Genomic DNA, 24,814 nt, shown 5'->3' on the forward strand with positions numbered 1-24,814 from the left:
TTGGGGTAAGTAAATGTTTTACAAGAAAATGAATAAAAAAATAGCTTTTTTGGTATTCTTAATAGTCGCTCTTGTTGGAATATTGTTTATTCTCGATACTATTTTAATTGGTCCAGGGTTGCCTCCTTCAGAGGAGATGCCTAGGTGGTATATCCCTGATACATATAAAGAAAATGAGCAGACATGTACATTACTTTTTCCGAAGATTTCTCCTTACTGCAATATGGTGAACATTTCTGATGGAAAATTTATGATTGTTTGGTATTTTGACGATGAATCTGAATTTTTGAAAGGGGAAGATGCCCTTTATCGATATTTGGAAGAAAATGGTAGTGTTTTCCAGCAGAAATTAAATATTAGTACAGAGCTTCAGGAGAAAATTAAGAGAGATAAAGCTAATAATACCTGGGGCCCAACTGTTGGTTCTCATTCTTTTAACGCAACAGGGTACGAAAGTCCTGAAACGTCGGGATATTTTCTAGTATATGAGAGACCTTTTCTTGAAACCAGAGAAGATTATTTCGTAGCTTATTACGGAATTATGGGCCTAACGAATCTTACTGAAGAAACACCAGAGCTGAAAAAATTGATTGCAGAATCATATTATATGTCTAATGAAGAAGGAAATGTTGATGGCTTAGAACTATCCGAAAATAAACCATCTTTTTGGTTCTCTTTCTTCTTATTTTTATTTATTTTTTAGGAGCAATAAGGACAAATTCCTGTCATTTTGATGGTGGAATACAGCCTGTCAACTTTAACAAAACAACAAATCCAAATTTTTTGGTTTCATAGGTTAAAACAATTCTACTGTTAAAACAATTTTACTCAGATGCATGCACAATAACGGTAAGTTCCCGTCCTTCGACCTCTTCAATTGATTACAATATAGTCAAAATTAGATAATTTATAACCAAATCATTAAACATTAAAAATATTGGTAAGCAATTCAGACTCAAAATCCGCTTGAAAATTGCATTGTTAGAGAGACTGGACATAAAACTTATAAGGAGTTAAGTAAGAAAAGTTTATGGAGTTTGAAAGTACTTGTCAGAGAACCCGAACTCCATAAAACATGCCCTAAGAGACATTATTATGTTAGCTTTGCGTATATTTAAGCTTACTAAATCTTGCCTCCTAGGTAAATTGTACAGGAGTGAAATAAATGATTAAGGACAAAATTAGAGTAGGAACGCTAGTTTCAGCAATACTGATGGTTGGTATGGCATTGATACCAACTGCGGAGTGCACAAGAAGAAAATGACTAGTCTATAACTGCTGAGGAAGCCTTAAGCATGCTAATGCGAACATGATAAACTTTATCACAACTAAACATCAGGATTTGAAAACTGGACAGGAACGTCTATTGATCCCAAACCAGTTGAGCTTTATGACATAAATGGTCAAAAATTGTATTATCAATTTTCTGTAATTTCTGTATACCCTATTGAGAAGCATTTGGTTCTGAAGATGACCGTATATATGTGAGGAGTTAAAACTCCTCATTTTTTGCAGTGATTGATATGAATAAAATTAGCAAAGCAGTAGTTGTTTTTATTGTTTTTCTGACTCTCTTAATACTGATGATGCAATCTCAAGAAGTTAAAGTAGCTGGTTTACTTATTCAATTTGAAAATGAAACTACTGAGCCGGAAGCTAAAGCCATTCTTGAAAATTACAACATACCTGTGAATTATACCATAAACTACAATTCTAATATTAGTCGAGGAATGTACTACATAAAAGTAGATGAAGATAAAATAAATGAATTGAGAAAAGATGAAAACTGGACTTCTGTAGTTGAACTCAAAAAAGGAAATTATAACATAACTATGTTATCTGAAGAATTTGTTCCAGATGAAAATTTTCTTACAATGCTGGAAAAAAATAACCTTCATTTGAAAAAGGCTGTTGTGTGTTATATCCAGCTTGGAGATGGATCAACGGACTGGGTTGTTGGAGAGAATTGTATTCTGGAGAGGGATGCAATCAGGATAGAAAATGAACTCGAAACAAATGAGAAAGTTTTGATTGTAGGCCTGGATGATATTGAAGGGTAAAAACACTGTATTGAATTATCACTGTAGAAATTACGATACAGAAATTATTAAACTTCTAGAGTAAAAACTGGAAATTTTGGACTCAGGATTATCTCAATTCCTCCTTTGGAGTTGAAGTCACTCCGAATCGAACAGAAATAACTCTACTCCAGATTTTGTATTATTTGAAAGTTTGATCTGTCTTTATGGAAGGTGGAAGTTCAAGAAGAAGTAATACAGGGCCTGGAGTACCAGACAGCTGAATGGCATAATGTCTTTTTGCTTGTTTGTTTTCAGCCTCTTGAGGAAAAAAGAAGAGCTAATCCTCGGTCGTTTTAATGCTGCTATCAATATTCTCAGACTGGGACTACATGTAGCGAAAGTTTAGATGTCCACGATTTCAGTCGTGGGAGTATTCACTTATGGTCTTTGCAAAAAAATTTTCAAAAACGGCGTTCTACAGTGTAAGAAACAAGCTTCGTGCCTTTTGCAGGCACCATTACCCTGAACTCAATCGTAGAAGCATCAATTTTTTCGTACTTATCCGAACTCTCAAGAATCTCCCATTGTCCGAACAGGTGTTCCACAACAGTGACCTCCTGAGCCTCAGACTTACTATTATTAAGTTCGATCTGATAGGTGACTCTCTCCACCTTATCACTTATGCGCTGGTAATTGGATTCGTTTCGCTTGGCAGTAAGATCAAAAGCCGAGCCGACAGCTACTCTTAGTTCTCCGGCTTCTGGAGTATGTTTTATCCGGTCTTCCCCAAGGAACTGAAGCCCTCTTGAAGAATCAGCACTGTAAACTCTTATGACTCCTGCTGGTAAAGGCATCCCAAGCCCGCTTTCGTTTGAGTTTTTAAGGGTAAGGTAAGCCAGGACTTTCTCGTTTCGAGAACTGTCGTAGATTAGCTTCTTTTCGATAGGCACGGAATCGGCAGACATCAAAGAAATCTGCTTTGCCTGGTTATTTTTCAGAGTTGCCGGGTTTTCGAGGGTATAAAGATGATATTCAAAAAGAGCTTCTTCGGAAAAGGGCGTCTGCGATGCCGCTTCACCAGCCACGGCTTTTTCTTCAGTACGCAGAGTCGCGGGCTGAGAAACACGGTTTATCTGACCTGAAACGAGTTTCAATACTGCGTTTTCAAAGGTCATTCCTGCTCTATTGTCAATATTAACCCATCCTCGAAGGTCAGCTTCGGTATTCTCCGCATTACTCATCAGGACATAAGCTGCTTTCCAGCTTATACCGCTCGTCAGGTAGGAAATCATAAGTTTACGGGTTCCAGATACAGGAGAATAAATCTGCCAGATCAGTGCAGGCTTTATCGAAAGCCCTGATGAATCTACAAGCTCGATTTTTGAAAAAGCCTCAAGTACCACAACTTTTTTTGCTTCAGTCTCAAGGACAACGCTATTTCCTGTATGGCTCAACAGTATACCGGTGTACGTTTCGCCGTTTCTGTCAGTTACATTAACTTCTCTGCCAAGGTATTTCTCAAGCAGGTTCGAACTGCTTAAAAGATCGTATTCGTAGTTTTGCTCAAGTAAAACAGTGTCCTTATTTTCAGGATCTTTGATTATAACAGAGCCGGGATCGATTCTGGAAGCAATATCCGTGTATTTAACTTGAGTGACCCCATTCTCAAGGTTGATTTCTCGCCTTTCTTTTACAAGAGCAATTCCCTGTTCATAAATAGTTAACTCAAGATCCTTTTCGGTTTCAGTCTCTCCAGCTTCAATGCCTCCAGCTTCAACATTTCCAGAAGCCAGAATCCCCGATGGGGCTGCAGCTGGAATCTCCACGGAAATTACTGAATTTGATCCGGCTGGATTCTTTTCGCTGCCGGACATATTTGCCTGAGCAATGCTTTCCGGATTTGGAGACATATAAGCTGAAAACAGTAATGCAAGCCCAATAAGTACTGTAATAATCCATAAAAAGTATTTCCTCACTCCCATGTATAATTAATTAGGGCCTGATTTATATATACATAATTTTTGTGTTCTTTTAGATATTGAACTGTGGCTTTTTAATTTCCCGCTGGATGTCGGACAAACAATGCAAGAATAGGGTACAATATCGTTGAAATAATCAACAGAAACATTGTATCAGAAAGCGACCCAATCACATCAGCAGTCCATACGATAACCGCGGCTCCTATTCCTCCAGCACCCATACAAAGCCTGAGAATAAAGCCTGATGCGAAAGCGACGTTTTTGTGGAGGAGTTCCTGTCATTGTAACCGATGTCACATCGCAGAAACAGATAAAAACAGTTGCAGTAATGGTAATCCCTTCCTGGATGCATGTAATTCTTTTGATATATTATCTCGATAAATTAGACAATTGCCTGGATATATAAAAAAATAGTTAATGTATAACTTAAAGTCAATTTTTTGTTTACTTTCCTGGTAATTGAGATTCGGGTCTTCGTGGTTTCGTGCGGATGACAATCTTCAGATTAAACAGGGTGAGTGATAAAGCTCTCTGTAGATATTTTAAGGCCTTAAGTCCACAACTTGAGTACACAAAACTACAAAGAGTAAAAAAGATTAATCAAGTCTGGCTTCTTTTCTTTGCAAGAACCATATGTGGAGGCTGGATATAACCTGCTTCATGACCAGACGGATCATTTCGTTCCAAAAACGCATCATAATCTTTCAAAAATCTCCATGAAACGGCCTCAAACCCATGAGATTGTGCAAGGGCAGTTATCCTCTCAGGTGTATTGTTTTTCGCAAGGGGCAGATTCGGCTTAACACCAGAATACAATTCATTAAACTTTTCATAACGACTGCTTTTCTTCTCTGTTCCATCAGGGTTCTGGAACCACAAACCATCAACTATCATCATAAGGCCACCGTCTTTTAAAAGCCGGCAACACTCACTCATAAACTTATCCGGTTGAGGCAGAGTCCAGAGAAGATACTTGCTCAAAACGAAATCGTACTCTCCGTCATTTAGAGGAATTTTTTCTGCATCTCCCTGTACTAACGAAACATCTACACCTTTTTCTTTGGCATTTTCCGCTGCTTTTTCAAGCATATTTTCTGACAAATCAACACCGGTTACATCATGTCCCATTGCGGCAAGAGATATTGCAAGAAGCCCAGGACCCGTTCCAACTTCTACTGCACGGATTTTTTTATCCGTTAGCAGAATTTCAGAAAAAACAGATTTCCATATCTCCATTTCTTCATCCATACATTTAGCATATTCTGTGTGATAATCAGAACTCCTGTAGTCCCAGTATTCTAAAATTTTGTCTTTCATTTCTAATATTTCATTCATTTTCTATCCCTCAAATAAAATTGGCATTAAAATGTTTCTATCGGAACGACATTGTTATCCAGAGCGAAAATGTTTGTAACATAATTAATTGGGATTAACGGGGGCTCATCCTGAATAACTGCCTGAACCTCTTCAAAAATTGCCCTCTTCAGAAATTGCATAACGTAAGTAATATTCTGAAAGCCGGTATGACAGCCTGTAATTTTGGCATCTTTTGTCCTAAAATACTGTCTCTCTGGTATGAATAAAACACTAATTGATATTACTATTTATAAAGATTGCGTATTTAATTCATTATAATTAATAATATACTAATGGTTGCACATTTTATTTTCATAATTTAACTGAAATAAATAACAATTAAGTTCTATATCTATTTTTATATAATATTCTGGACAGTAAAAATGAATAAAAGCGGTTTAAACGGAGGATGCCACCTTAAAAAAGAGATCAAAAATTACTGGGAAGAAGGAGCCTGGAATTATGACTGTCATGTAAACATGGAATGAAGACCGAGGGTGAAAGAGAGTTATGGAAAGAAGCTTTTTCTATCCTACTAACTAAAATACATCTGGATGTTCTGGATGTTGATGCGGAACCGGTATAATGAGATTGGTACAATGGGATTAGTTCTTCTGAGATGGGACACCGTGTAAAAGGAATTGATTCTTCATAAAATCTAAAGAGTATTGGGCGAGAAAAGGCAAAATATCCAGGTTTTCGATGACATTTGAAATAGGGAATTCTGAACAAAATCAACGATACAGTTTATTGGACAGTTTTTATTTCAAAAAACTAAAAATTTCATCAAATTATCTACATAACTATAAAATAAAATCACACAATTTAAATATACATTATATATAACTTAGTTAAAAATAGTGTTAATATCTATTAAATATTTATGCATATTGGTGTGTTAATGGTGAAATTCAACTTTTCAAAAATAAAACTATCCATCTCTGCCATTGCCGTTATTATGATTGTAGCGCTGCTCTGTGCAGGATGTGTTGATACTGGAGAGGCGTCTAATGAAAAAGTTCTTCGTGTAGTTTTTAACGAAGGGCCCGATACCGGCGGCAGTCTTGATCCTGCCAACGGCTGGACAGGGTGGTATGTCCATCAGGCAGGCATCTATGAAACCCTGTTCTACTATGACGCAGACATGAATCTCATGCCCAAACTCGCATCCGGATACAATCAGTTAAACGATACCGAATGGGAAATCCAGCTTCGTAAGAATGTAACCTTCCATGACGGGACAAAAATGGATGCGGATGCGGTTTTATTTTCACTGAACCGAGTGCTTGACCCATCAAACAGCAGATCATCCGAGTACTCCTTCATCAAAGATGTACAAAAAACCGGGGATTACACCATTGTTATTGAAACCAATGGCACTTGCGCTCCACTAATTTCATCCCTTGTAGACCCTATCATGTCCATTGTAAGTCCTAAAGCCAGTGATCTCGACAAAGAGCCGGTTGGGACCGGGCCCTTCAAGTTTGTGTCCTTCGAACCGAGTACAAGCCTTGAACTCGAAAAGAATCCTGATTACTGGGGCGGGGAAGCAAAAGTTGACCGCGTACTCATACAGTATAATAAAGACAGCACGGCCAGAACCATGCTGATAAAATCCGGAGATGTAGATATTGCCAGAGACCCACTCCAGAGTGAGTATTCAGCACTTAAGAATAATCCTGATATAAGCGTCACTTCCAAAGAAACATTGCGTACGTACTTCCTTTATGTAAATGGCGGAAAAGCTCCATTCAATGACACCAGAGTCCGCCAGGGCCTTTCTTATGCGATCAACCGCCAGGAAATCGTGGATACAGCACTTGAAGGAGTCTCCGGCATCCCGGCAACGGGAGTATTCACAAATACCATGCCCTGGAACGCAAATGACCAGATTAAGTCCTATGAATATAACCCTGAGAAAGCTCTGGAACTCTTCGAAGAAGCAGGAATCACGAAAGGCACAGATGGTAAGCTGTACTACAACGGGAACCCCTTCACCGTTGAAATCCAGACCTACACAAAACGTGCAGCTCTTCAGCCGAGTGCGGAAGTAATCGCTTCAGAGCTGGAAGACATTGGCATCACCTCAAAGGTCACAATTCTGGAAAGTGCCGCACTTAAAGAAAATGCTCTTGCAGGAACATATGATTTATCTCTCAGTGCATGGAACACGGCCCCGATCGGAGATCCCGATTACTTCCTCTCAACCCATTTCCTCTCTACCGGAAGCTATGCATCAGGCTGGCTTCGCTATTCAAACCCTCAGGTAGACGAATGGATTCTCGAAGCAAGAAACGAACCTGACAAAGATAAACGGGCCGAAATATATGATAAGATCCAGGAACAGATTCAGGAAGATGCACCAGTACTGCCAGTTTTCTATGCCAACGAAATTTATGCCCTGTCCTCGAATGTTGAAGGCTTTGTGATGTATCCAAACGAGTATACAATCATCACCAAGGACATCGGATTTGCATAAACTTGTAGGAGGATATAAGGAAAAGCTGCCGTTTGCAGACAGCAGGTTTGATGTTATTGTAGAAAGGTATGTCCTTAAGGAGAGGTCAGTAAAGGATAAAAGCTTCCGCAGCGAAGTTCTGATGGATCTCTCCTTAAAACTACAACATGCCGTGAACAATTTCTGAAATAACAGGATGATATTTGGAAACTGAAATTTTCAAGGGTTCTTCGTCCCGGAAAAAATCAGTGAAGTGAATAATGGATATTGATGTTGGTTTATCCGGGCTGGATAGTTACGATATGCTGTATTACCCAACAGGATAATTACAATTTTTGACTGGAAGAGGTATTAACGTGGCATTAAGGATGAAGTTATCATTTGCCTGCACTGCAGTTTTTTTTATTGCAGTCGTCATCTGTTCGGGTTGTGTTCAGACAGAAGGTTCTGAAGAAAAAGTTCTTCACGTAGCTCTCACGACTGGCCCTGATACAGGAGGAAGCCTTGATCCCTCCCTTTCATGGGAAGGCTGGCCTATGCGAAGAACCGGAGTCTATGAGACGCTCTTCTCTTACGACAAAAACATGAGTCTCCAGCCTGAACTTGCAACAGGCTATAAACAGCTAAATGATACAGCATGGGAAATTCAGCTCCGCAGGAATGTAACCTTCCATGACGGAACAAAAATGAATTCTGACGCCGTTATTTATTCTATCAACAGAGTTCTTAACTCATCAAACAGCCGTTCTGCAGAATACTCTTTTATCAAAGACGTCTACAAAACCGATGACTACACAATCGTTGTGGAAACAAATGAAGCATACGCGCCAACGATTCTCATGTTCACAGACACCATCATGTCCATTGTAAGTCCTAAAGCCAGTGATCTCGACAAAGAGCCAGTTGGAACAGGGCCATACAAGTTTGTTTCATTTGAGCCGGGTGCCAGTATAGAACTGGTAAAGAATCCTGATTACTGGGGCGGAGCACCAAAAATTGACAGGATAGTTATCCAGTACAGCAAAGACGCCGCTGCAAGAACTCTTCTTCTCAAATCAGGTGATGTTGACATTACAAGAGACGTCCTGCAAAGCGAGTACGCAACTCTTGAAGCTGATCCTGATATTAATATCGTATCCAGAGAAACGCTTAGAACCTATTTCATGTACATTAACGAAGGAAAAGCACCATTCGACGATGTAAGGGTTCGCCAGGCACTCAATTATGCAATTAACCGCCAGGAGATTGTCGACACAGCCCTCGAAGGTGTTGCCGGCTCTCCAGCAATCGGAATATTCCCTGACATCATGCCATGGAGTGCGAACGACAAGATTGAAGCCTACGCTTATAACCCTGAAAAAGCTTTGAAACTCTTTGCTGAGGCAGGAATCACGCAGGGAAGTGATGGTAAGCTCTATTACAACGGTAAGCCGTTCGCAATTGAAATCCAGACCTATACAAAACAGGCAGCACACCAGCCAATGGCAGAAGTAATTGCCGCTCAGCTTGAAAAAATCGGCATCACCACTACAATAAAAATTGCCGAAACAAATTCAATTAGCGCTGACGCAGTAGCCGGAAATTATGACCTTGCACTCTATTCCTGGGGTGTTGCACCTGTAGGAGATCCTGACTATTTCGTGTCCAGCCACTTCCTTTCAAACGGAACCTACGCATCCACATGGCTACGCTATTCTAATCCTCAGGTTGATAAGTGGATTCTTGAAGCAAGGGCTGAGACAGACAAAGAAAAACGTGCAGAACTCTACGACATGATTCAGGAACAGGTCCAGAATGATGCGGTACTGGTCTGTATCGCATACAAGAAAGAAATTGACGGACTCTCCCCCAATCTCAAAGGTTTTGAAATTTATCCAAATGAATACACGTTCATTACAAAGGAAATGGAACTTGCCTGAGGGATTAAAAAATGAAAGACAAAATTACAGCACACTGGAATAAGATCAGTCCAAATTACCGGAAAATGTATCGTGACCACCTTGACGAAGAGATTCTCCTGATGCAAAACCTCTTTTTAGATAAGCTGCCAGCTGGTAAAAAACTTAATGTCCTTGATATCGGAACAGGGCCTGGCATCCAGGCATTTGTTTTTGCTGGCATGGGACACAATGTCACTGCTCTTGATATTTCAGAAGAGATGCTTGCACGTGCAAAAGAAGAGGCAAAGAACCGTAATTTGTCAATCAAGTTTGTTGAGGGTGACGGAGAAAAACTGCCTTTTGAAAACAATACTTTTGATATTATCGTAAACATGCACCTTCTCTGGACGCTCACAGACCATGACAAATTCTTTAGTGAATGCTGCCGCGTGCTGGTACCCGAGGGCAGGATTCTTGCAATTGATGGCCAATGGTTCCAGCCAGGATACGTTCCAAACAGGATCTACAACCAGGAAGAAAGAAATCACGATGAATTAATTGAGTATCTTCCGCTTTATGACAGCAACTCGCCTGAAATGATTACAACCATCATGGAAAATAACGGGTTTTCGGAGGTCTCCTGGAAATCTCTTCCCGAGTATGCAGAGTATATGAAAAGATGTGATCCGGAAGGTTATGACTATTTATCTGTTCCATATCTCGCCACCGGAATAAAATGTTGAGGAATGAAAAATGGAATACAAAATTGCAGATGACAGACGTTGTCCATTTTTGCTGAAATGTGATCCAATAAAATATGCAGCATTATACTCGAAACTTCCGTATCTCATCTCTGCAAGGAAGAGCTGAAGTTTTCCAGAGGTAATGCAATGCTAAATGAGTATTTCATCCGCCGGGCTCTGTATCTCATCCCGGTCCTCATATTTACCTCATTCATGAGTTTTTCACTCATCTACATCGCGCCGGGAGACCCAGCAGAAATTATGATGACGAGTCCTTCTGGCGGATATGATGAAGCAGCTGTTGAAGCTTTCCGCGTAGCCCACGGTCTTGACCAGCCGTTTTACATCCAGTATCTGAACTGGCTCAAAGGCGCAGCTGTCGGAGATTTTGGCTACTCGTACATGAGCGAACAGCCGGTATTTGATACTGTTCTGACCGCATTCAAAAATACGCTGAAACTTTCCGTTCTCGCGCTTGCAATTGCTCTTGTTATCGCTGTCCCTCTCGGCGTAGTCTCAGCTCTGAAACATAACACCATTGTTGACGACGCCTGTCGCTTTGGCGCTCTTCTCGGAGTGTCCATTCCAAACTTCTGGCAGGCCTATCTGATGATAATTTTCTTCTCGGTAATCATTCACTGGCTCCCAGCATCCGGATTCGGACACGGGACAGATATCAGCTACATGATTCTGCCGGCGGCTGTTCTTGGGACAGGGTCAGCGGCTGTAATGATGCGGATGATCCGTTCAAGCATGCTGGATGTCATGGGAAAGGAGTATATCCAGACCGCACGCGGAAAAGGGCTTTCTGAAAAAATCGTTGTCATCAGACACGCATTGAAAAATGCACTTGTTCCGGTTATTACGGTGGTTGGGCTGTCGATTGGTTTTCTCTTAAACGGCTCGGTTGTTGTTGAGACAATTTTCGGATGGTCGGGTATTGGAAATCTTGTGGTGAACTCAATTCTTTCCCACGATTATATGATGGTACAGGGCTCGGTGCTCTTTGTTGCAGTTATTTTCCTTCTGACCAATTTCTTTGTAGATCTGGTCTACGTTTGGGCAAACCCGGAGATACGCTATGATAGAACTTCTTAAAAATCGGCAGATCATTATCTCCCTGATAACTCTTGGCGTGCTTATTTTCATGGCCGTGTTTGCCGGTGTTTTAGCCCCTTATGACTACACGGAAAAGGACTTGCAAAACCGTCTGCTGCCTCCGTCTTCTGACCACCTGTTCGGAACCGATAACCTTGGCCGTGATATCCTGACAATGGTGATGTACGGTGCACGGACATCCCTTTTCGTTGGATTTGCGGTTGTCAGCATTTCGCTTGCAATAGGAATGACACTTGGCGTTCTGGCAGGGTATTACGGCGGGTGGCTGGATGAGATTATCATGAGGCTGACGGATAGTTTCCTTGCTTTTCCGTCGATGTTTCTGGCACTTGCAATTACCGCGTTTCTGGGACAGGGAATGGAAAACATGATGCTTGCTTTAATTGTTGTCGAGTGGACGGTGTTTGCAAGAGTTGCACGCGGTTCAACACTTGATGTCAAGACAAAAGGCTACGTTCAAGCATCCAGGTGGGTTGGTGCTTCAAACACTTATGTGATGATAAAGCATGTTCTTCCAAATATTATCTCCCCGGTTTTGATTATGGCATCGCTTGGAATCGGGAATGTAATTCTGGCAGCGGCCGGTTTAAGTTTCCTTGGGCTTGGGGTGCAGCCGTCAACACCGGAATGGGGTGCAATGCTGAATGCAGGCCGTACATATTTCACAACTGCTCCCTGGCTGATGCTTTTCCCGGGGCTTTTTATAATGATAACTGTTCTTGCATTCAACTACTTTGGCGACGGGTTGCGGGATGCACTTGACCAGAAGATGAAAAATATTGAACTTGAAGGGAGGTTCTGATATGCCTGATTTATTGCTGAAAGTATCCGGTATTTCTGTAGCAATCCCAACCGGGCAGGGAGCAGTTCATGCGGTTGATGATGCGACGTTTTCGATTAACAAACACGAGATATTTTCACTGATTGGGGAGTCAGGTAGCGGCAAGTCAATTCTTGGCCAGGCAATAATGCAGCTGCTTCCTCCAAATGCGGTGTTTTCCGGGAAAGTGGAACTTGACGGCACGGAAATTTCAGCACTTTCCGAGAAGGAAATGCAGAAAGTCCGCGGCAAAATAGTTGCATCAATTGCCCAGAACCCATATCTTGCAATGAACCCCGGAATAAGGGTTGGCACGCAGATTGCAGAGCCGATGCGGGCACATCTTGGAATGAGCAAAGAAGATGCAAAGGCTAGAGCATGTCGGTCTCTGAAGTATTTTGATATCGTCCCTCCTGAAGTGAGGGAAAGAGAATACCCGTTTCAGTACAGTGGCGGAATGTTGCAAAGGGCAATGGTTGCAATGGGAACGGCTGCAAATCCTGAACTTATTATCGCTGATGAACCGACAAAAGGCATTGATGTACTTAAGAAGCGCAATATTGCAGCAATATTTCAGAAAGTTGCCTCGGACGGCTGTGCGTTTCTTTTAATTACGCATGATGTAGGTTTTGCCCGGGCGATGTCAGACAGAATTGCGGTAAACTACTGTGGGCAGATTATAGAGATTGCAGGAAAGGATGCGTTTTTTAAAGATCCTCTGCACCCGTATTCAAAAGCGCTTCTGGACGCAGTGCCTGAGCGCGGAATGCACCCGATCCCGGGCTCGTCGCCTTCGATGATTGAGGTGCCGGAAGGTTGCAGGTTTCATCCGCGGTGCCCGCACAAAACGGATAGGTGCCTGAAGGAACCGCCAATTGTGGAGCTTGAGGGCAGATCTGTGAGGTGCTGGCTTTATGCTTAAAGCAGAGAACCTGCATTACGTTTACAAATCAGGACTGATTAAAATTGCCAAAAAAACAGCCGTCGACGGCGTTAACCTTGAGATCTTTCCGGGTGAAACGGTAGCTATTGTCGGGGAGTCAGGGTGCGGAAAGTCAACGCTTGCAAAGATGCTTGTCCAGCAACTTGACCCGGTTTCTGGGGAAGTGTTTTTCGATGGGACGAAACTGACTGGAATGAGCTGGAAAAATCTCCGGAAGTTCATGGGAAAAATCCAGCTGATTCCCCAGAACCCAGATGATGTGGTTGATCCGAGATGGACGGTTGAACGGTCGGTTGCCGAGCCATTAGTGATTTGCGGAGTTTTTTCTAAAGAGGAGATTTCGGAAAATGTAGATGACCTGTTTGCAGAGGTAGGGCTTTCTGCGGAGCACAAGACCCGATACCCACATGAGCTGTCAGGAGGGGAACTGCAAAGGGTAGTAATCGCCAGGGCGCTTGCTCTGAAGCCTGAGTTGCTGGTCTGTGACGAAGCGACCTCGATGCTTGATGTGTCGGTGCAGGCTTTTATTGTGACGATGCTCAAAGAGATTCAGAAAAGACGCGGTCTTAGTTTGGTGTTTATTACGCACGACCTGGAGGCAGCGAAGGCTGTTTCGGACCGATTACTGGTGATGTATGCAGGTGAGATTGTGGAGGAGGGGAAGGATGTGTTTGACCGGCCTCTACATCCTTATACGCGTGCTCTTCTGGATGCAGCAAGGTATATGTCGCTTGAAGTTGTGGTGCCGGAAGAGGTTGGAGAGCTGCCTGATGGTTTTTCAGGCTGTTCCTACTACAGATTGTGCCGGGAGAAAACGGACGCGTGTAAAGAGCCGCAGAAACTACAGAATGTTTCGGGGAGATTGGTGAGGTGCTGGAAATCAAAGTGAATCCAAACAATTAATCTGGAAAATACTACGGAAACTTTGCGTAACTGTAGTAGCTGGAGATACCTGACAGTCCTGCCTGAAGGGTGCAAAAGTTCGCATTCGACTGCTTCCATCATTCGATTGTTTCCATCATTCAGTTGCTTCCTTTGCCCGGATCTGAAATTCGCAGGAAAGAATCAGGAAAATTCCGAAATACAAGACTGAAAAACCGAGAAATTAAGAATGGATTCGTCGAAAGAGCATCTTAAACTAACGCACTTTGAAAAATTTAATATAATAAATTTAAAGGTATTGTTAGAGAAAGTCATTGTTAGAGAATTCTACAGCTTTTCTGTATTACAAATAGCTTTTCTGTATTACAAATAGCTTTTCTGTATTACAAATAGCTTTTCTGTATTACAAATACCAAATTATTAGATCCAGGCTTACAGGCGTCTAAAAAGTCTTCTTAAAATTAAAAATATCTTACTTTAGCAGTTTTAACGCATCTCTGCAAGCTGCTACCGCAGGTGCCCCTGAGGTTATGAATATGACATCCATAACTTCCATTATTTCTTCTTTGGTGGCTCCATTCTTGAGTGCACTCTGCATCTGCACAACCGTACACCTTTCACACTGCTTGGATGCAACAACAGCAAGCGCGATAAGGATTTTCACCTTTGCAGGTAGAGCGCCGTCCGACAGTAGTTTTTTGTCGCATCTGCTATATTTTTTAAGGGATTCACTGTCAAGTTCTCCAAGGATCTCAAGAATGTGCGGGGTAAAACCCAGTTTCTCGCTCATACTTTTCAGTAACTCTTCGTGTTCAAACTCTCCGTGCTCTTCGTGATGTCTTTCATGACTTCCTTCCCCATGTTCTCCCATGGTTGTTAACCCCCACTATAGTTCAACTGATTATTTGTATATTAGTATAATATTATCTGTATATATGTTATTTATCTATTCCTGAGAATTCGTAGTCTCTAACTTAAACACTTATTTTATAACCACGGAAGCACGGAAAGTACGGAAGAATTGTGCCCCTATTTCCTTTACCATTTCCTTTATCATTCTCTTTATCAATTTCCTCTATTCTGTGTTTTCTGCGATTTCCGTGGTTGATTTTTCACTTCATACTTCCGTTACTATTTTCTTTATCATTTCCCTTACCATTTCCTTTATTCTGTATTTTTCGCGATTTCTGTGGCTGATTTTTTTACTTCAGATTGGTGAAGATATTTTGGTCCTCGACTACAGAAAACTTACCTTTCAGCAGCTTTTTCAAGATCAAACTCTTCTCCCCCATTCCAGAGGAGTTCGAATTCTTTACCCAAATTTTTTGCAAGCCCCGCATCCCAGATTTTCACAACCGAAAGGACGCGGTCATTGTCCAGGGGGTGGAGCTGAAATAGCACCACAATACTGTCATCAACAATACCGAAATAGGAATTAAAGTTCTGAACAAGCCTTACTTCTATACCTTTTTTGAATTTACCGAGACTATCTTCTCCCAGCAGTGAAAGCATAGAAGAAATAGCTGTAAAACGATGAGATCCTAGCAGCTTTATTTTAACCCCGCGGTCAATAGCTTTTGATATTTCAGGCAGCAGGCTAGAAATGACAGGCATTCCGAAGGTAGGAGGAATTATATATATGGACTTTTTTACTTCTCCATAGATGGAAACGGCAAACTTCCTTATTTCGGACTCGGTTATAGCAGTCGTCCAGAAGACCTCGTCTTTTCGTTTCTGAACCGGTATAGTTTTCAGAACCTGTTTTGCTTCTTCAACAAAGCTCTTTAAGACCTTTATTTCTTTTTCAAACTCGGATGTTCGCTTTTCAAAAAAGAGATCTAATGCTATTTCAGGATCAACCGCCCTGAACTTTTTAGGTCTTGAAGTCTGGATTTCTACAAAACCTTTTCTTGCCAGCGATTCAAGAACGGTATATATCTTTCCATAGGGTACGTCAGCGTCCCTGCCGATGTGATTTGCTCCGGAGATCCCGAGTTTCAAGAGAGAAAGATATGTAGCTGCTTCATAAGCATTCAGCCCTATGTCCTGAAGAAGCCTTTTCTTTTGCATAGGTAATTCAACAATTTAGAATTTAAAAATATTCCTAAAAAACTTTAATTCAGAAATGTGCACATCTCATAAAAGGTAATGTAGCGTTACTATTTGTATTTTTTCAAGTAATATCAACTTATTATTGATATCAACTTATTATTGATATAAGCTTACATTGATATAAGCTTATCATTGATATAAGCTTACATTGATATAAGCTTATCATTGATATAAGCTTATTATTAATTGACCACACTATTATTGTTGGGTATTGAAATTGTTTTCTAAATAGAGTTTTCAGGTTTTGTTCTTAGGCAAGGTTGCTTTCTTAGGCAAGATTGCTATATTTGTAGAATAAAAAGATTGACATTATTTTCAAGAGGTAATGGGGGGTATTATGAAACCGACAGATTACTTAAGAGAGGAGCACAGGATTATCAAACAAGTAATGCTGCCAGTACTTGACGGAATATGTATGGAAATAGAATCTGGGAGAAGTGTTGAACAGAATAACCTTGAAGGGCTCATAGTATTCGTGAAAGAATTCATTGAAGACTCTCACTATAAAAAAGAAGAAACTTATCTTTTCCCGGAAATTGAAAAAGCAGGAGTTTTGGGGGCAGAAGAACTGATAACTTCCCTTAAAAAAGAACATGACGAGGAAAGGCAATATATTAATGAAATTAATAAAGTAGTTTTCGAGGAAGAAGAAAAAAGGGAACTCCCTGCTATAGTTGAATACTCAAGATCCTATATGCGACTTTTGACTCTGCATATTGACAAGGAGGAGAATGAGCTTTTCCCGATGGCTGATACCTATCTCTCACCGCCTGTCCAGAAAGATTTGCTTAAGTCTTTTGAAGATATGGATACCGGAATAATAGGCTCTGAAAGACACGAGGAACTCAAAATGTGGCTAGACACTGTAGGAAAGACTTATGTAAAACCAGAATAATCACTCGAGTTCTGCAAACCTACAAGCCTTTTCAAAAAAGGCTTGACTGACTATTTTTTCTGAAAAAGTTTGATCAAGAACCAGTTTAATCAAGAACCAGTTTGATCAAGGGAGGACGGGAGCCCTTGACTGAGATTGCGCCTTCGGGGCAGATACCAAGGCAGAAACCCATACCACCCAGAGTTTCTCGGATAAGACCTTTGCTTTTCAGTTAATGATTTTAATAGCACCTTCGGCGCAGGGTGCAACATATTTTCCGCATCCTGTGCATTTCTTTTCGTCAATTTTTACTATCATTCGTTTTACCATTTAACCAACCCCCCACAATATATTCAAACCAAAAATATATTTTAATTGCACAAAATAAGTGAAATTTCAGCATAAAATGGCGTTGAGCAAGAGTTACATTCAAAGGTCCGGCAAATATCCTTCCCTGTGCAGTATTTTCTTATAGTCGCCTATTAATTTGCACAGCTTGCGAGTATAATTTATAAAGTCCGTGCCTGTATCTCCTTTGAACAACAGCTTTTCAGCTTTTTCTAGAAGATCGGGATAAACAAGTACCAGCTCTTCTTTTGTGTGTAGGAACAGAGCTGAAAAGTCCCTGTGGATGCTCATGCTTCTCTGAAGCAGTTCCATATCCAGAGTCTTTTCAGAGATATAGTCTTTGAACTTCGTGTAAGCATAAAAGTTTGCAATATTATGGTTTAAGGAATTTAAAATCGAATACAGAATATTGTCCGTGTTTGGAAGGGGAATGTCACGAAGTTCAAGGTCCACACCTTCGTAATTTTCATCTTCTTCAATATTCCTGTCTCGAGTTATGTCGTTGCTCATTTTATTACCCTAGTTTATTCGTAAGTTATATTTTCATCATAGAATTTTAAATGCAAGAAACATAAAAATGACACCTTGCACCTGATAAAGTTTAATCCTCGTTTCCAGGTGCAGGAACAATCCCTAGGTTGCATCAGACCAAGAAGATTAGCTTCACCCCACAACTAATGAATCTTACTGTCCTTAATACGGAAAATCTCTATTCCAGTCATTGTTATCAGCTTGTCTGTAGCTGGCAAACCCATGAAACTACATCTGGTACGCCACTAGCTGTAAAGCGTGATGTAATGGTATTATCTGAAATCATATCCTCAACTATAACATTCTTCCTTTAGAAGGGTCTTCTTTAGAGAATCGACGAAGTATTGCCTTGTTCTCTTCTGTAGACATATTTCCCTCATTTGCGCGTTTATCTGCTCAGCTTTTGATGTATTTCTTGCCTATAAATCTTTTTATCAAAAGTTTTTTTCAGTGATGAGTACCTTCCACAACCTGTATTCCTGCATCCTGAATCGTTTTTTTTATATTGTCAAGATTAGGGCACTTAGGATAAGTGTCTTCCATAAGCATACAGGAACTGAGGTGTACCGCATCCAGGTCATACTTCTTGAGGGCGTTTACCAGACGGTATACTCTCCTGCCCGAGCAGCCTCCACACGTGAAAAAGGCGATTATCTGAGTGTTTTCGTCGTAGGTCTCAAAGTGGGACTTTCTTTCATTGAAGGCCTTAAAGCATCCTACTCCCGGACAGGTTTCCGAGACGATATCGCAGCGCACGACCGCTATTTTTGTAGGTTTTGCTTTTTCTTTCATTTATGCCTCGCTCTGAACCATTTTGACAGCCGTTCACATTTGCTTTAGCTTACGGCATGCGCGTAGCTTCGGTTTGTCTTGGAGCCTTTACGACCAGCACCCTGAAAATTCCATTTCCCGGATTCAGAAGACGATGGGGAATTCTTGCAGGGCTCTCAATCAGCATATCTCGGCTAACTTCCTGTTGTTCTTCACCAATTTCAACAATACCTTTTCCTTCAAGAATGTAGAAAAAGACATCTGTGGGAGTCATGTGCTTTTTTAAAGCTTCTCCTGGCTTAAGCTCTATATGTACTGCCTGGGCGTGTTCGGTATTGTAGAGCATCCGGACACTCACATTGTGAGGGTTCGGTTTTTCAGGTGAAGATTTCATCTCAGTAACTTTCATTAATTCTCCCCTTTTGACCATAGTTTTTTGTTTTTCAGCATTATGCCTTACCCCAGCATTATGCCTTAACACTGTTTCTTAATAGTAATACTGACCAGGATTATGTGATCACTCTATTCATTTTTTTTATTCTACTGATGTTCTATTCTGATATCCGTCTATCAGTTATGTTTTATTCTGATATCCGTCTATCAGTTATGTTTTATTCTGATATCCGTCTATCAGTTATGTTCTATTCTGATATCCGTCTATCAGTTATGTTCTATTCTGATATCCGTCTATCTGTTCTATTCTGATCCGTCCCATATATTCCTGGCCGGTATAAGTTTCACTATTTTGGAATGTATTATGAATTTCAATCTCTGAAACTCTGGATTTCTTCTGGGTTAATAGTTGGTGAAGAGTTTACAGAGGAAACACTTTGAATGGGAGCAGATCAGAAAGCACTTAAAATTGAATAAAGCAATTTAAGAGTTGTAAATGCTATACAAAACTTACCTGATTTTACAGGCCTACCTGGGCTTTGAATTCCTCAAGACCCACGCCGTCAATGAATTTTCCAAGCCTCTTTTTCGTGCCAGAATTTTTATAGAAATTAACAATTCTATCGATTGCGTCAAGGACTTCCTCTTCTGACAGGTTTTTTGCAACAACCTCAGCAAGTCTTGGACTTGCAGCCGCAGCACCTCCTACCATCAGGGTATATCCTTTAGCAGTACCCATTACCCCTATGTCCTTAATGGCAGGCTCAGAGCAAGAGTTTGGACAACCGGAAACTGCCATCTTGAACTTGGAAGGCATCGACATTCCGTGGTATTTTTCATCCAGTTTAAGACCCAGGCCTACTGCATCCTGTTTTCCTTGCTTGCAGAAAGTAGTCCCAGGACAGAACTTTACACTTCTTACGCAAAGCCCTACAGCGGCGCCGGGTTTCATATCCAGATCAGCCCACGCATTGTCAAGGTCTTCCTCCTTCAGGCCTACGATTGCAATCCTCTGGGCAGAAGTCATCTTAAGGGCAGCAGCTCCATATTTTTCTGCAACGTCGGCTATCTTCCTGAGAGTGTTAGGGTCCGCAATTCCTCCTGGGATATGAGGGGCGATTGCATAGGTTTCACGGTCTCTCTGAACGATTGCACCTTTTTCCGGTAAGTTGTCTTTCATGGTTGTTATACTCTCCAAACTTTGCAAATTTTCTATATGGTTAGATTTCCAGCAGTTCTGACAAAATAGCCCGAGTTCCGTCTTTGAAGACCGGGTCCGTTTAACTTATTTTGTTTGCTCAAGCGGAGTAATTTCAGATAAAGACTTAAATTTCTTTTTGGTAGAGCGAGGATTGTTACTTCAGACTCAGTATTTCAGTCACGGGTTTCTTTCAATTCTGTTTTGTCAGACACAGAGAAACTTTTATAGAAAATTAATACAAATCTGTTTTATAAAATATGTGATATATTAGTATTCTTTTGATATCACTATATTAGAGATACTAATTTATATATTAGACAGTTTCTATGTTTATACTATGAAAGACTGTACAGTCTACAAGACCATGAATATCATCGGGAAAAGGTGGACAATCCATATCCTTCTGGAGCTGTACAAGGGGGAAAAAAAGGAAAAGCGTTTTAATGAGCTCAAAAGGAAACTCGGCTACATAACTCCAAAAATTCTCTCCGAGAGGCTGACAGAGCTGGAAACTGAGGGCCTTATTGAAAAGAAGGTTGATCATTCAACAAACCCTCCAAAATCCGAGTATTACTTGACCGAAAGTGGGGTGGATTTCGTGAAAATAATACAGGAAATTAAACGTTGGGGACTGAAGTGGAAATTTCAGAATGAAGAATGTGAAAAGGCTATTTGCATGTACTGTGAGCGCTAAACCATAACTAAGTAAAGAGAGTTCAAAAACGTAAAATATGCGAGAAAGAAAATAAAGGCACCGACAAAAGCACTGTGACTTCCATTCATCCCGTTTTTACATGTTTGTAGCGGTTACAGGCTCTGAAAATATCTTTTAACAATTCTAAAAAATCTTTTAAATATTCTACCAAGGTCTTTCAATGATTTTTTTCTTTATCCACTCAAATTTTTCCATATTTTGCTTTTTTATGTTTTGTAATGCTGTATTTGGTACATGTAAATATTTAAGTTCGAAATTATAATCTGAATCTAATCTGAATCTAATCTGAATCTAATCTGAATCTAATCTGAATCTAATCTGAATCTAATCTGAATCTAATCTGAATCTAATCTGCAGATAATTCGGAAGGCCATTAATGACCACTGAAGGACAGATTGACTTTTTCTTCAAGCCTGAAAGCATAGCCCTGATCCGGAGTCTCACCAAACTCTGAAAAGCTCTCCTGTACAATCCTAGAAAACCTCCTGAAAAATGGGGTTTCAGGGGAAGATATCCGTAAATCCGGGCTAATGGATACATTTTTTATAAGCAGCAATAAAGTTGAAAGGCCTCCAAAAGGTAGAGTTTCGGTGCTTACTCAGAGCGGCTCCTTTGCCGCTATGATTCTGGAAGAAATAGCAAACGAGGAAGCAAGGGTTGCACGGGTAGTAAGTTATGGAAATAAAGTGGATGTGGACGAAAAGGACTGCCTTGAATTTCTGGCAGGAGACGAAGCAACAAAAGCTGTTGCTATCTATATCGAGTCTGTTGGAAACGGACGCAGTTTCCTTGCTGTTTGTTCTTCAGGAAGGATACTTATGTAGCCTTTAACTTCAAGGATTTCCGCTTTGAGAATAGCTTGTAAAAGAGATCTTCAATGTTGCACTTCCGGCTTCAGCCCAGCAGCTTTCCATGTTCCTGTCAATGATGTTCATGAACTACATTATTGTGCTTGTAAGTGGCACTGATGGAGTTGCGGTCTATGCGACAGGATGGAGAATAGCAACAATTGCAACTGCTCATTTAATGGGAATGGCAACTGCTGTAATTTCCGTATGTGGAACTGCAATCGGAGCCCATGATTATATAAAGGCAAAGGTTGCTCCTTCTTACTCTATCAGGCTTGGATTCCTTATAGAATGTGTGGCAGGAATTCTTATATTTGCGTTCTCCATGCCGATAGTGCCCATATTTACACAGTCCGAAGGTGCAACCCACATAACTGGCGATCTTGCCCACTTCCTGCGTGTGATGTGCATCTTCTATCCCATGCTTGCACTTGGCCTCTTTTCCTCCTCTTTCTTCCAGGAAGCAGGAAAAGGTCTTAACTCTCTGATTGCAACCCTTCTCAGAACTACTATCTTCACCCCTCTATTTGCAGCTCTACTGGCTTTTATCTTTAATATGGGGCAGGCGGGAGCCTGGTGGGGTTTAGTCATAGGCAATGGAATCGGCTCTCTGTTGATGTATATTTGGGCAGAATATTTCCTGAGAGCACTATTAAGAACAAAATATATTACAAGGACTGAAGGAACTTCAGCTTGAAATAGACAAGAGCTCTTTCCCCTAATTTTTATTAACACTATTTAGTTTTGAATCGGTAAGCTATTGAGATATTGAATATTTTTTCAGCTATTCATATCTCGAATACCTTTTTAGTTATTTATATCTCGAATACCTTTTTAGTTATTTATATCTCGAATACTTTTTTAGCTATATAAGACATTGAATATTTTTTCAGATTTTTTTTCCTTCCAGGTTCTTGTTTTTCAGAACTAGTGGTTCTTGTTTTTCAGAATTAATTGCTCATTATCCAGTTGTGTATAATTACCCATAACTCGCGAGAGTTATAATCAAGGGCTATGCTACTGTGACCCTGGTTCTTCCAGCTTACGGAAGTAACCTTATCATTTATTTTTCCGACCTCGTTTTTGTACCACCAGGAGCCGTAGTCACTGAAACCTCCCCCAAGCCCGATATAAAGAACAGGTGAGTTTATTCTTGAAAAGTCAATTTCATAGCCTTCCACGTTCCCCATCAGTCCGGCCATATAAAGATCCAGGTGTTTAGGTGCGTAGGGAACGGCCCCTCCGGTCAAGGTCAAGTTAAGTAGCTTGTTTTCGTCAACATAGTAAAGGCCGTCCAGATCTCCGCTCCAGTAGTGATAATTTGGAGTATAGGGATTTTCATTGAGTGCATGAGTCTGGGTAGCCATAAGCCGGAAAAATTGTCTGTTTGTAAGGTCAGGTTGAAAAATAGATTCTCGGTCCGGATCGGTTAAAGCCAGACTGGCTATCTGCATCATGGCAGCCATATTGCTGCCGTTATAGATCCTGTTTTCCATACATCTGAAAATTGTGTCAAATTCCTGTGCCTGAGCTCTTATTAACTCCGAATATTTAGGCTCGTACTTAATAATAATATCAATAGATACCATTCTGTTAACCGAACCCAAAACAAGGTCGTTATATTTGCTAGCTCCGTAAGCAGTAAGGATCAAAGCCCCATGACTGTGGCCAATTGCCGTAACCTCGATGTCCTCTACCGTTTTATTACTCAGGAAAGCTGTATGGATTCTTGATACAGCGATGCCGTTGTATGTATCATTCAGGTAACTGTCAATGGTCCAGTTTTCCATGTAACTGAAATCGGTCTCATTTACCGGAACGTTTGTCTCTCTTCGATCCAGAATATATGTACTATATCCTTGCTGAGCGTAGTATATCGCCATATCGGAATAGAAACTTTCAGTCAAAGCCTGCCCAGGCAGGATTATTAAATTTTTATTTTGATCTGTGCTCCAGGCGCTCTTTTCTTTTACATAGTTGGTGAGTACAATGTAATCATACTCTCCAGTTCCAACTTTTATCTTAAGCTTATACTCTGCCACATTACTGCAAACAAGGCCAATTCTATTGCTTTTCACTAAAGAAGAGTATATTCCTGGTACTCGGAACGAAGCGGAACTATGATAAAAAATTCCCAGCTTATCAGATTGATTAAACAGAGTCTCGGTTTTGTTCTCGGAGTTGACAGTTAATGGTGCTATTTGGGTCTTCATCTTCTCACCTTTGTGAGATTCTTGAGTTAGGTTCTAGACTCAAGAATCTATATTTTTGTAAAGTAAGGCAGGCTAATTTTCATCTTTGACTTCAAATTATGATAACATAAAACAGCAAAAAGCAAACTCATTAGGTTAAAAACCAAATCCTGGAAATATGATGATATAGGGATTATTTATCGCCAGCAACGGTATGTAAATCCGGAACAAAGTCATTCGGTTTTCAACTTACACACTTCAGTCGTAAAATATTACTCAATTCATCTCATAATTTTATACAGATATACTTTGTGGTTTGAGATTTTAGCTAAATTTTATGTGAATGTTTCTATTTATGTATAAAAGAGTAACATTCACAGAAACACCGGAGAGCCATGTGCACAAATACTGCAGAAAAAGAGACATAAACAAATATCGCATGAAAAGGTACATACTCAAATATCCCAAGAAAATATAAATAAACACCAATAACCCCAATAATAGGCACAAAAAATAGTAAGGCCACATTAAATCATACTTCTCATTTAAATTATCATTGGACGTAAGTAGAATATTCAGGATATTATCAAAAAAGTCGAAAATAAATTAAACCAAGATGCTCATTACG

At 40.4% G+C, this 24,814-nt stretch carries 26 protein-coding genes; 15 read left to right on the forward strand and 11 right to left on the reverse strand.

The window, feature by feature from the left end:
* Positions 1 to 13 precede the first annotated feature (13 nt).
* Complete coding sequence (locus MSBRW_RS05585) at positions 14 to 703, forward strand: hypothetical protein (protein ID WP_011308583.1); 690 nt, start codon at positions 14 to 16, stop codon at positions 701 to 703.
* Between the two features lie 820 nt (positions 704 to 1,523).
* Positions 1,524 to 2,060, forward strand: a complete 537-nt coding sequence (locus MSBRW_RS05590) for a UPF0228 family protein (RefSeq protein ID WP_011308582.1) — start codon at positions 1,524 to 1,526, stop codon at positions 2,058 to 2,060.
* Positions 2,061 to 2,482: 422 nt separating this feature from the next.
* Here the strand turns inward: MSBRW_RS05590 and MSBRW_RS05595 are convergent, their stop codons facing one another.
* Together MSBRW_RS05595 and MSBRW_RS21840 are read right to left on the reverse strand one after the other, a co-directional pair.
* Positions 2,483 to 3,931, reverse strand: coding sequence for a DUF4139 domain-containing protein (locus tag MSBRW_RS05595; RefSeq protein ID WP_230669973.1), 1,449 nt, complete (start codon positions 3,929 to 3,931; stop codon positions 2,483 to 2,485).
* 143 nt (positions 3,932 to 4,074) lie between these two features.
* Entirely contained in the window at positions 4,075 to 4,221 is a 147-nt protein-coding gene (locus MSBRW_RS21840; RefSeq protein WP_155398124.1) for a hypothetical protein, read from the reverse strand.
* 23 nt (positions 4,222 to 4,244) lie between these two features.
* Here MSBRW_RS21840 and MSBRW_RS21845 point away from each other — a divergent pair, with 23 nt between their 5' ends.
* A complete protein-coding gene (locus MSBRW_RS21845; protein ID WP_155398125.1) occupies positions 4,245 to 4,406 on the forward strand; it encodes a hypothetical protein in 162 nt (53 codons plus the stop codon).
* A 194-nt stretch (positions 4,407 to 4,600) separates the two neighbouring features.
* On the opposite strand, the gene MSBRW_RS05600 is transcribed toward MSBRW_RS21845, so the two are convergent.
* The gene (locus MSBRW_RS05600; RefSeq protein ID WP_011308580.1) at positions 4,601 to 5,335 is read right to left on the reverse strand and encodes a class I SAM-dependent methyltransferase; all 735 of its coding nucleotides are present in this window, start codon (positions 5,333 to 5,335) and stop codon (positions 4,601 to 4,603) included.
* A gap of 922 nt (positions 5,336 to 6,257) precedes the next feature.
* On the opposite strand from MSBRW_RS05600, the gene MSBRW_RS05605 reads away from it, so the two are divergent.
* The 8 genes from MSBRW_RS05605 to MSBRW_RS05635 all read left to right on the forward strand — a co-directional run bounded on the left by MSBRW_RS05605 (position 6,258) and on the right by MSBRW_RS05635 (position 14,208).
* Positions 6,258 to 7,835: an ABC transporter substrate-binding protein gene (locus tag MSBRW_RS05605; protein ID WP_011308579.1), complete on the forward strand. Its 1,578-nt coding sequence runs from the start codon at positions 6,258 to 6,260 to the stop codon at positions 7,833 to 7,835.
* Positions 7,828 to 8,001, forward strand: coding sequence for a hypothetical protein (locus MSBRW_RS21850; RefSeq protein WP_155398126.1), 174 nt, complete (start codon positions 7,828 to 7,830; stop codon positions 7,999 to 8,001). Before MSBRW_RS05605 ends, MSBRW_RS21850 begins: the two co-directional genes overlap by 8 nt.
* Before the next feature lie 169 nt (positions 8,002 to 8,170).
* Positions 8,171 to 9,733: an ABC transporter substrate-binding protein gene (locus tag MSBRW_RS05610; RefSeq protein ID WP_011308578.1), complete on the forward strand. Its 1,563-nt coding sequence runs from the start codon at positions 8,171 to 8,173 to the stop codon at positions 9,731 to 9,733.
* Positions 9,734 to 9,744: 11 nt separating this feature from the next.
* Entirely contained in the window at positions 9,745 to 10,437 is a 693-nt protein-coding gene (locus MSBRW_RS05615) for a class I SAM-dependent methyltransferase (RefSeq protein WP_011308577.1), read from the forward strand.
* Between the two features lie 147 nt (positions 10,438 to 10,584).
* Positions 10,585 to 11,535, forward strand: a complete 951-nt coding sequence (locus tag MSBRW_RS05620; protein WP_011308576.1) for an ABC transporter permease — start codon at positions 10,585 to 10,587, stop codon at positions 11,533 to 11,535.
* A complete protein-coding gene (gene nikC / locus MSBRW_RS05625; RefSeq protein WP_011308575.1) occupies positions 11,519 to 12,358 on the forward strand; it encodes a nickel transporter permease in 840 nt (279 codons plus the stop codon). Before MSBRW_RS05620 ends, nikC begins: the two co-directional genes overlap by 17 nt.
* A gap of 1 nt (position 12,359) precedes the next feature.
* Positions 12,360 to 13,298 carry an ABC transporter ATP-binding protein gene (locus MSBRW_RS05630; RefSeq protein WP_011308574.1) on the forward strand — a complete coding sequence of 313 codons (939 nt, stop codon included), beginning with the start codon at positions 12,360 to 12,362 and terminating at the stop codon, positions 13,296 to 13,298.
* On the forward strand, positions 13,291 to 14,208 hold the full coding sequence (locus tag MSBRW_RS05635; protein WP_011308573.1) for an ABC transporter ATP-binding protein: 918 nt from the start codon (positions 13,291 to 13,293) through the stop codon (positions 14,206 to 14,208). The genes MSBRW_RS05630 and MSBRW_RS05635 overlap by 8 nt, the downstream gene beginning before the upstream one ends.
* A gap of 465 nt (positions 14,209 to 14,673) precedes the next feature.
* Here the strand turns inward: MSBRW_RS05635 and MSBRW_RS05640 are convergent, their stop codons facing one another.
* Both MSBRW_RS05640 and MSBRW_RS05645 read right to left on the reverse strand, forming a co-directional pair.
* The gene (locus MSBRW_RS05640) at positions 14,674 to 15,072 is read right to left on the reverse strand and encodes a carboxymuconolactone decarboxylase family protein (protein WP_011308572.1); all 399 of its coding nucleotides are present in this window, start codon (positions 15,070 to 15,072) and stop codon (positions 14,674 to 14,676) included.
* Between the two features lie 377 nt (positions 15,073 to 15,449).
* The gene (locus MSBRW_RS05645; RefSeq protein WP_011308571.1) at positions 15,450 to 16,271 is read right to left on the reverse strand and encodes a TrmB family transcriptional regulator; all 822 of its coding nucleotides are present in this window, start codon (positions 16,269 to 16,271) and stop codon (positions 15,450 to 15,452) included.
* A gap of 379 nt (positions 16,272 to 16,650) precedes the next feature.
* Here MSBRW_RS05645 and MSBRW_RS05650 point away from each other — a divergent pair, with 379 nt between their 5' ends.
* On the forward strand, positions 16,651 to 17,208 hold the full coding sequence (locus tag MSBRW_RS05650; RefSeq protein ID WP_011308570.1) for a hemerythrin domain-containing protein: 558 nt from the start codon (positions 16,651 to 16,653) through the stop codon (positions 17,206 to 17,208).
* Between the two features lie 408 nt (positions 17,209 to 17,616).
* Here MSBRW_RS05650 and MSBRW_RS05660 read toward each other — a convergent pair whose 3' ends face one another.
* The 4 genes from MSBRW_RS05660 to MSBRW_RS05675 form a co-directional block, all read right to left on the reverse strand.
* Entirely contained in the window at positions 17,617 to 18,045 is a 429-nt protein-coding gene (locus MSBRW_RS05660; protein WP_011308568.1) for a hypothetical protein, read from the reverse strand.
* A gap of 468 nt (positions 18,046 to 18,513) precedes the next feature.
* The gene (locus MSBRW_RS05665) at positions 18,514 to 18,858 is read right to left on the reverse strand and encodes a CGGC domain-containing protein (RefSeq protein WP_011308567.1); all 345 of its coding nucleotides are present in this window, start codon (positions 18,856 to 18,858) and stop codon (positions 18,514 to 18,516) included.
* Positions 18,859 to 18,907: 49 nt separating this feature from the next.
* Positions 18,908 to 19,246 (reverse strand): cupin domain-containing protein, encoded by a 339-nt coding sequence (locus tag MSBRW_RS05670; RefSeq protein ID WP_011308566.1) that lies wholly within the window; start codon positions 19,244 to 19,246, stop codon positions 18,908 to 18,910.
* A gap of 504 nt (positions 19,247 to 19,750) precedes the next feature.
* On the reverse strand, positions 19,751 to 20,410 hold the full coding sequence (locus MSBRW_RS05675; protein WP_011308565.1) for a nitrite/sulfite reductase domain-containing protein: 660 nt from the start codon (positions 20,408 to 20,410) through the stop codon (positions 19,751 to 19,753).
* Positions 20,411 to 20,768: 358 nt separating this feature from the next.
* Between MSBRW_RS05675 and MSBRW_RS05680 the strand changes: the two genes are divergently transcribed.
* On the forward strand, positions 20,769 to 21,125 hold the full coding sequence (locus MSBRW_RS05680; RefSeq protein ID WP_011308564.1) for a winged helix-turn-helix transcriptional regulator: 357 nt from the start codon (positions 20,769 to 20,771) through the stop codon (positions 21,123 to 21,125).
* Between the two features lie 394 nt (positions 21,126 to 21,519).
* Here the strand turns inward: MSBRW_RS05680 and MSBRW_RS22895 are convergent, their stop codons facing one another.
* Positions 21,520 to 21,702, reverse strand: a complete 183-nt coding sequence (locus tag MSBRW_RS22895; RefSeq protein ID WP_048103084.1) for a hypothetical protein — start codon at positions 21,700 to 21,702, stop codon at positions 21,520 to 21,522.
* 34 nt (positions 21,703 to 21,736) lie between these two features.
* Here MSBRW_RS22895 and MSBRW_RS05690 point away from each other — a divergent pair, with 34 nt between their 5' ends.
* Positions 21,737 to 21,970 (forward strand): hypothetical protein, encoded by a 234-nt coding sequence (locus MSBRW_RS05690; protein WP_230669975.1) that lies wholly within the window; start codon positions 21,737 to 21,739, stop codon positions 21,968 to 21,970.
* A gap of 46 nt (positions 21,971 to 22,016) precedes the next feature.
* Entirely contained in the window at positions 22,017 to 22,691 is a 675-nt protein-coding gene (locus tag MSBRW_RS05695; RefSeq protein ID WP_268990312.1) for an MATE family efflux transporter, read from the forward strand.
* Positions 22,692 to 22,944: 253 nt separating this feature from the next.
* Here the strand turns inward: MSBRW_RS05695 and MSBRW_RS05700 are convergent, their stop codons facing one another.
* The gene (locus tag MSBRW_RS05700; protein ID WP_011308562.1) at positions 22,945 to 24,207 is read right to left on the reverse strand and encodes an alpha/beta hydrolase family protein; all 1,263 of its coding nucleotides are present in this window, start codon (positions 24,205 to 24,207) and stop codon (positions 22,945 to 22,947) included.
* Positions 24,208 to 24,814: the final 607 nt, after the last annotated feature.

The sequence above is a fragment of the Methanosarcina barkeri str. Wiesmoor genome (assembly GCF_000969985.1).
Taxonomy (GTDB): Archaea; Halobacteriota; Methanosarcinia; order Methanosarcinales; family Methanosarcinaceae; genus Methanosarcina; species Methanosarcina barkeri_B.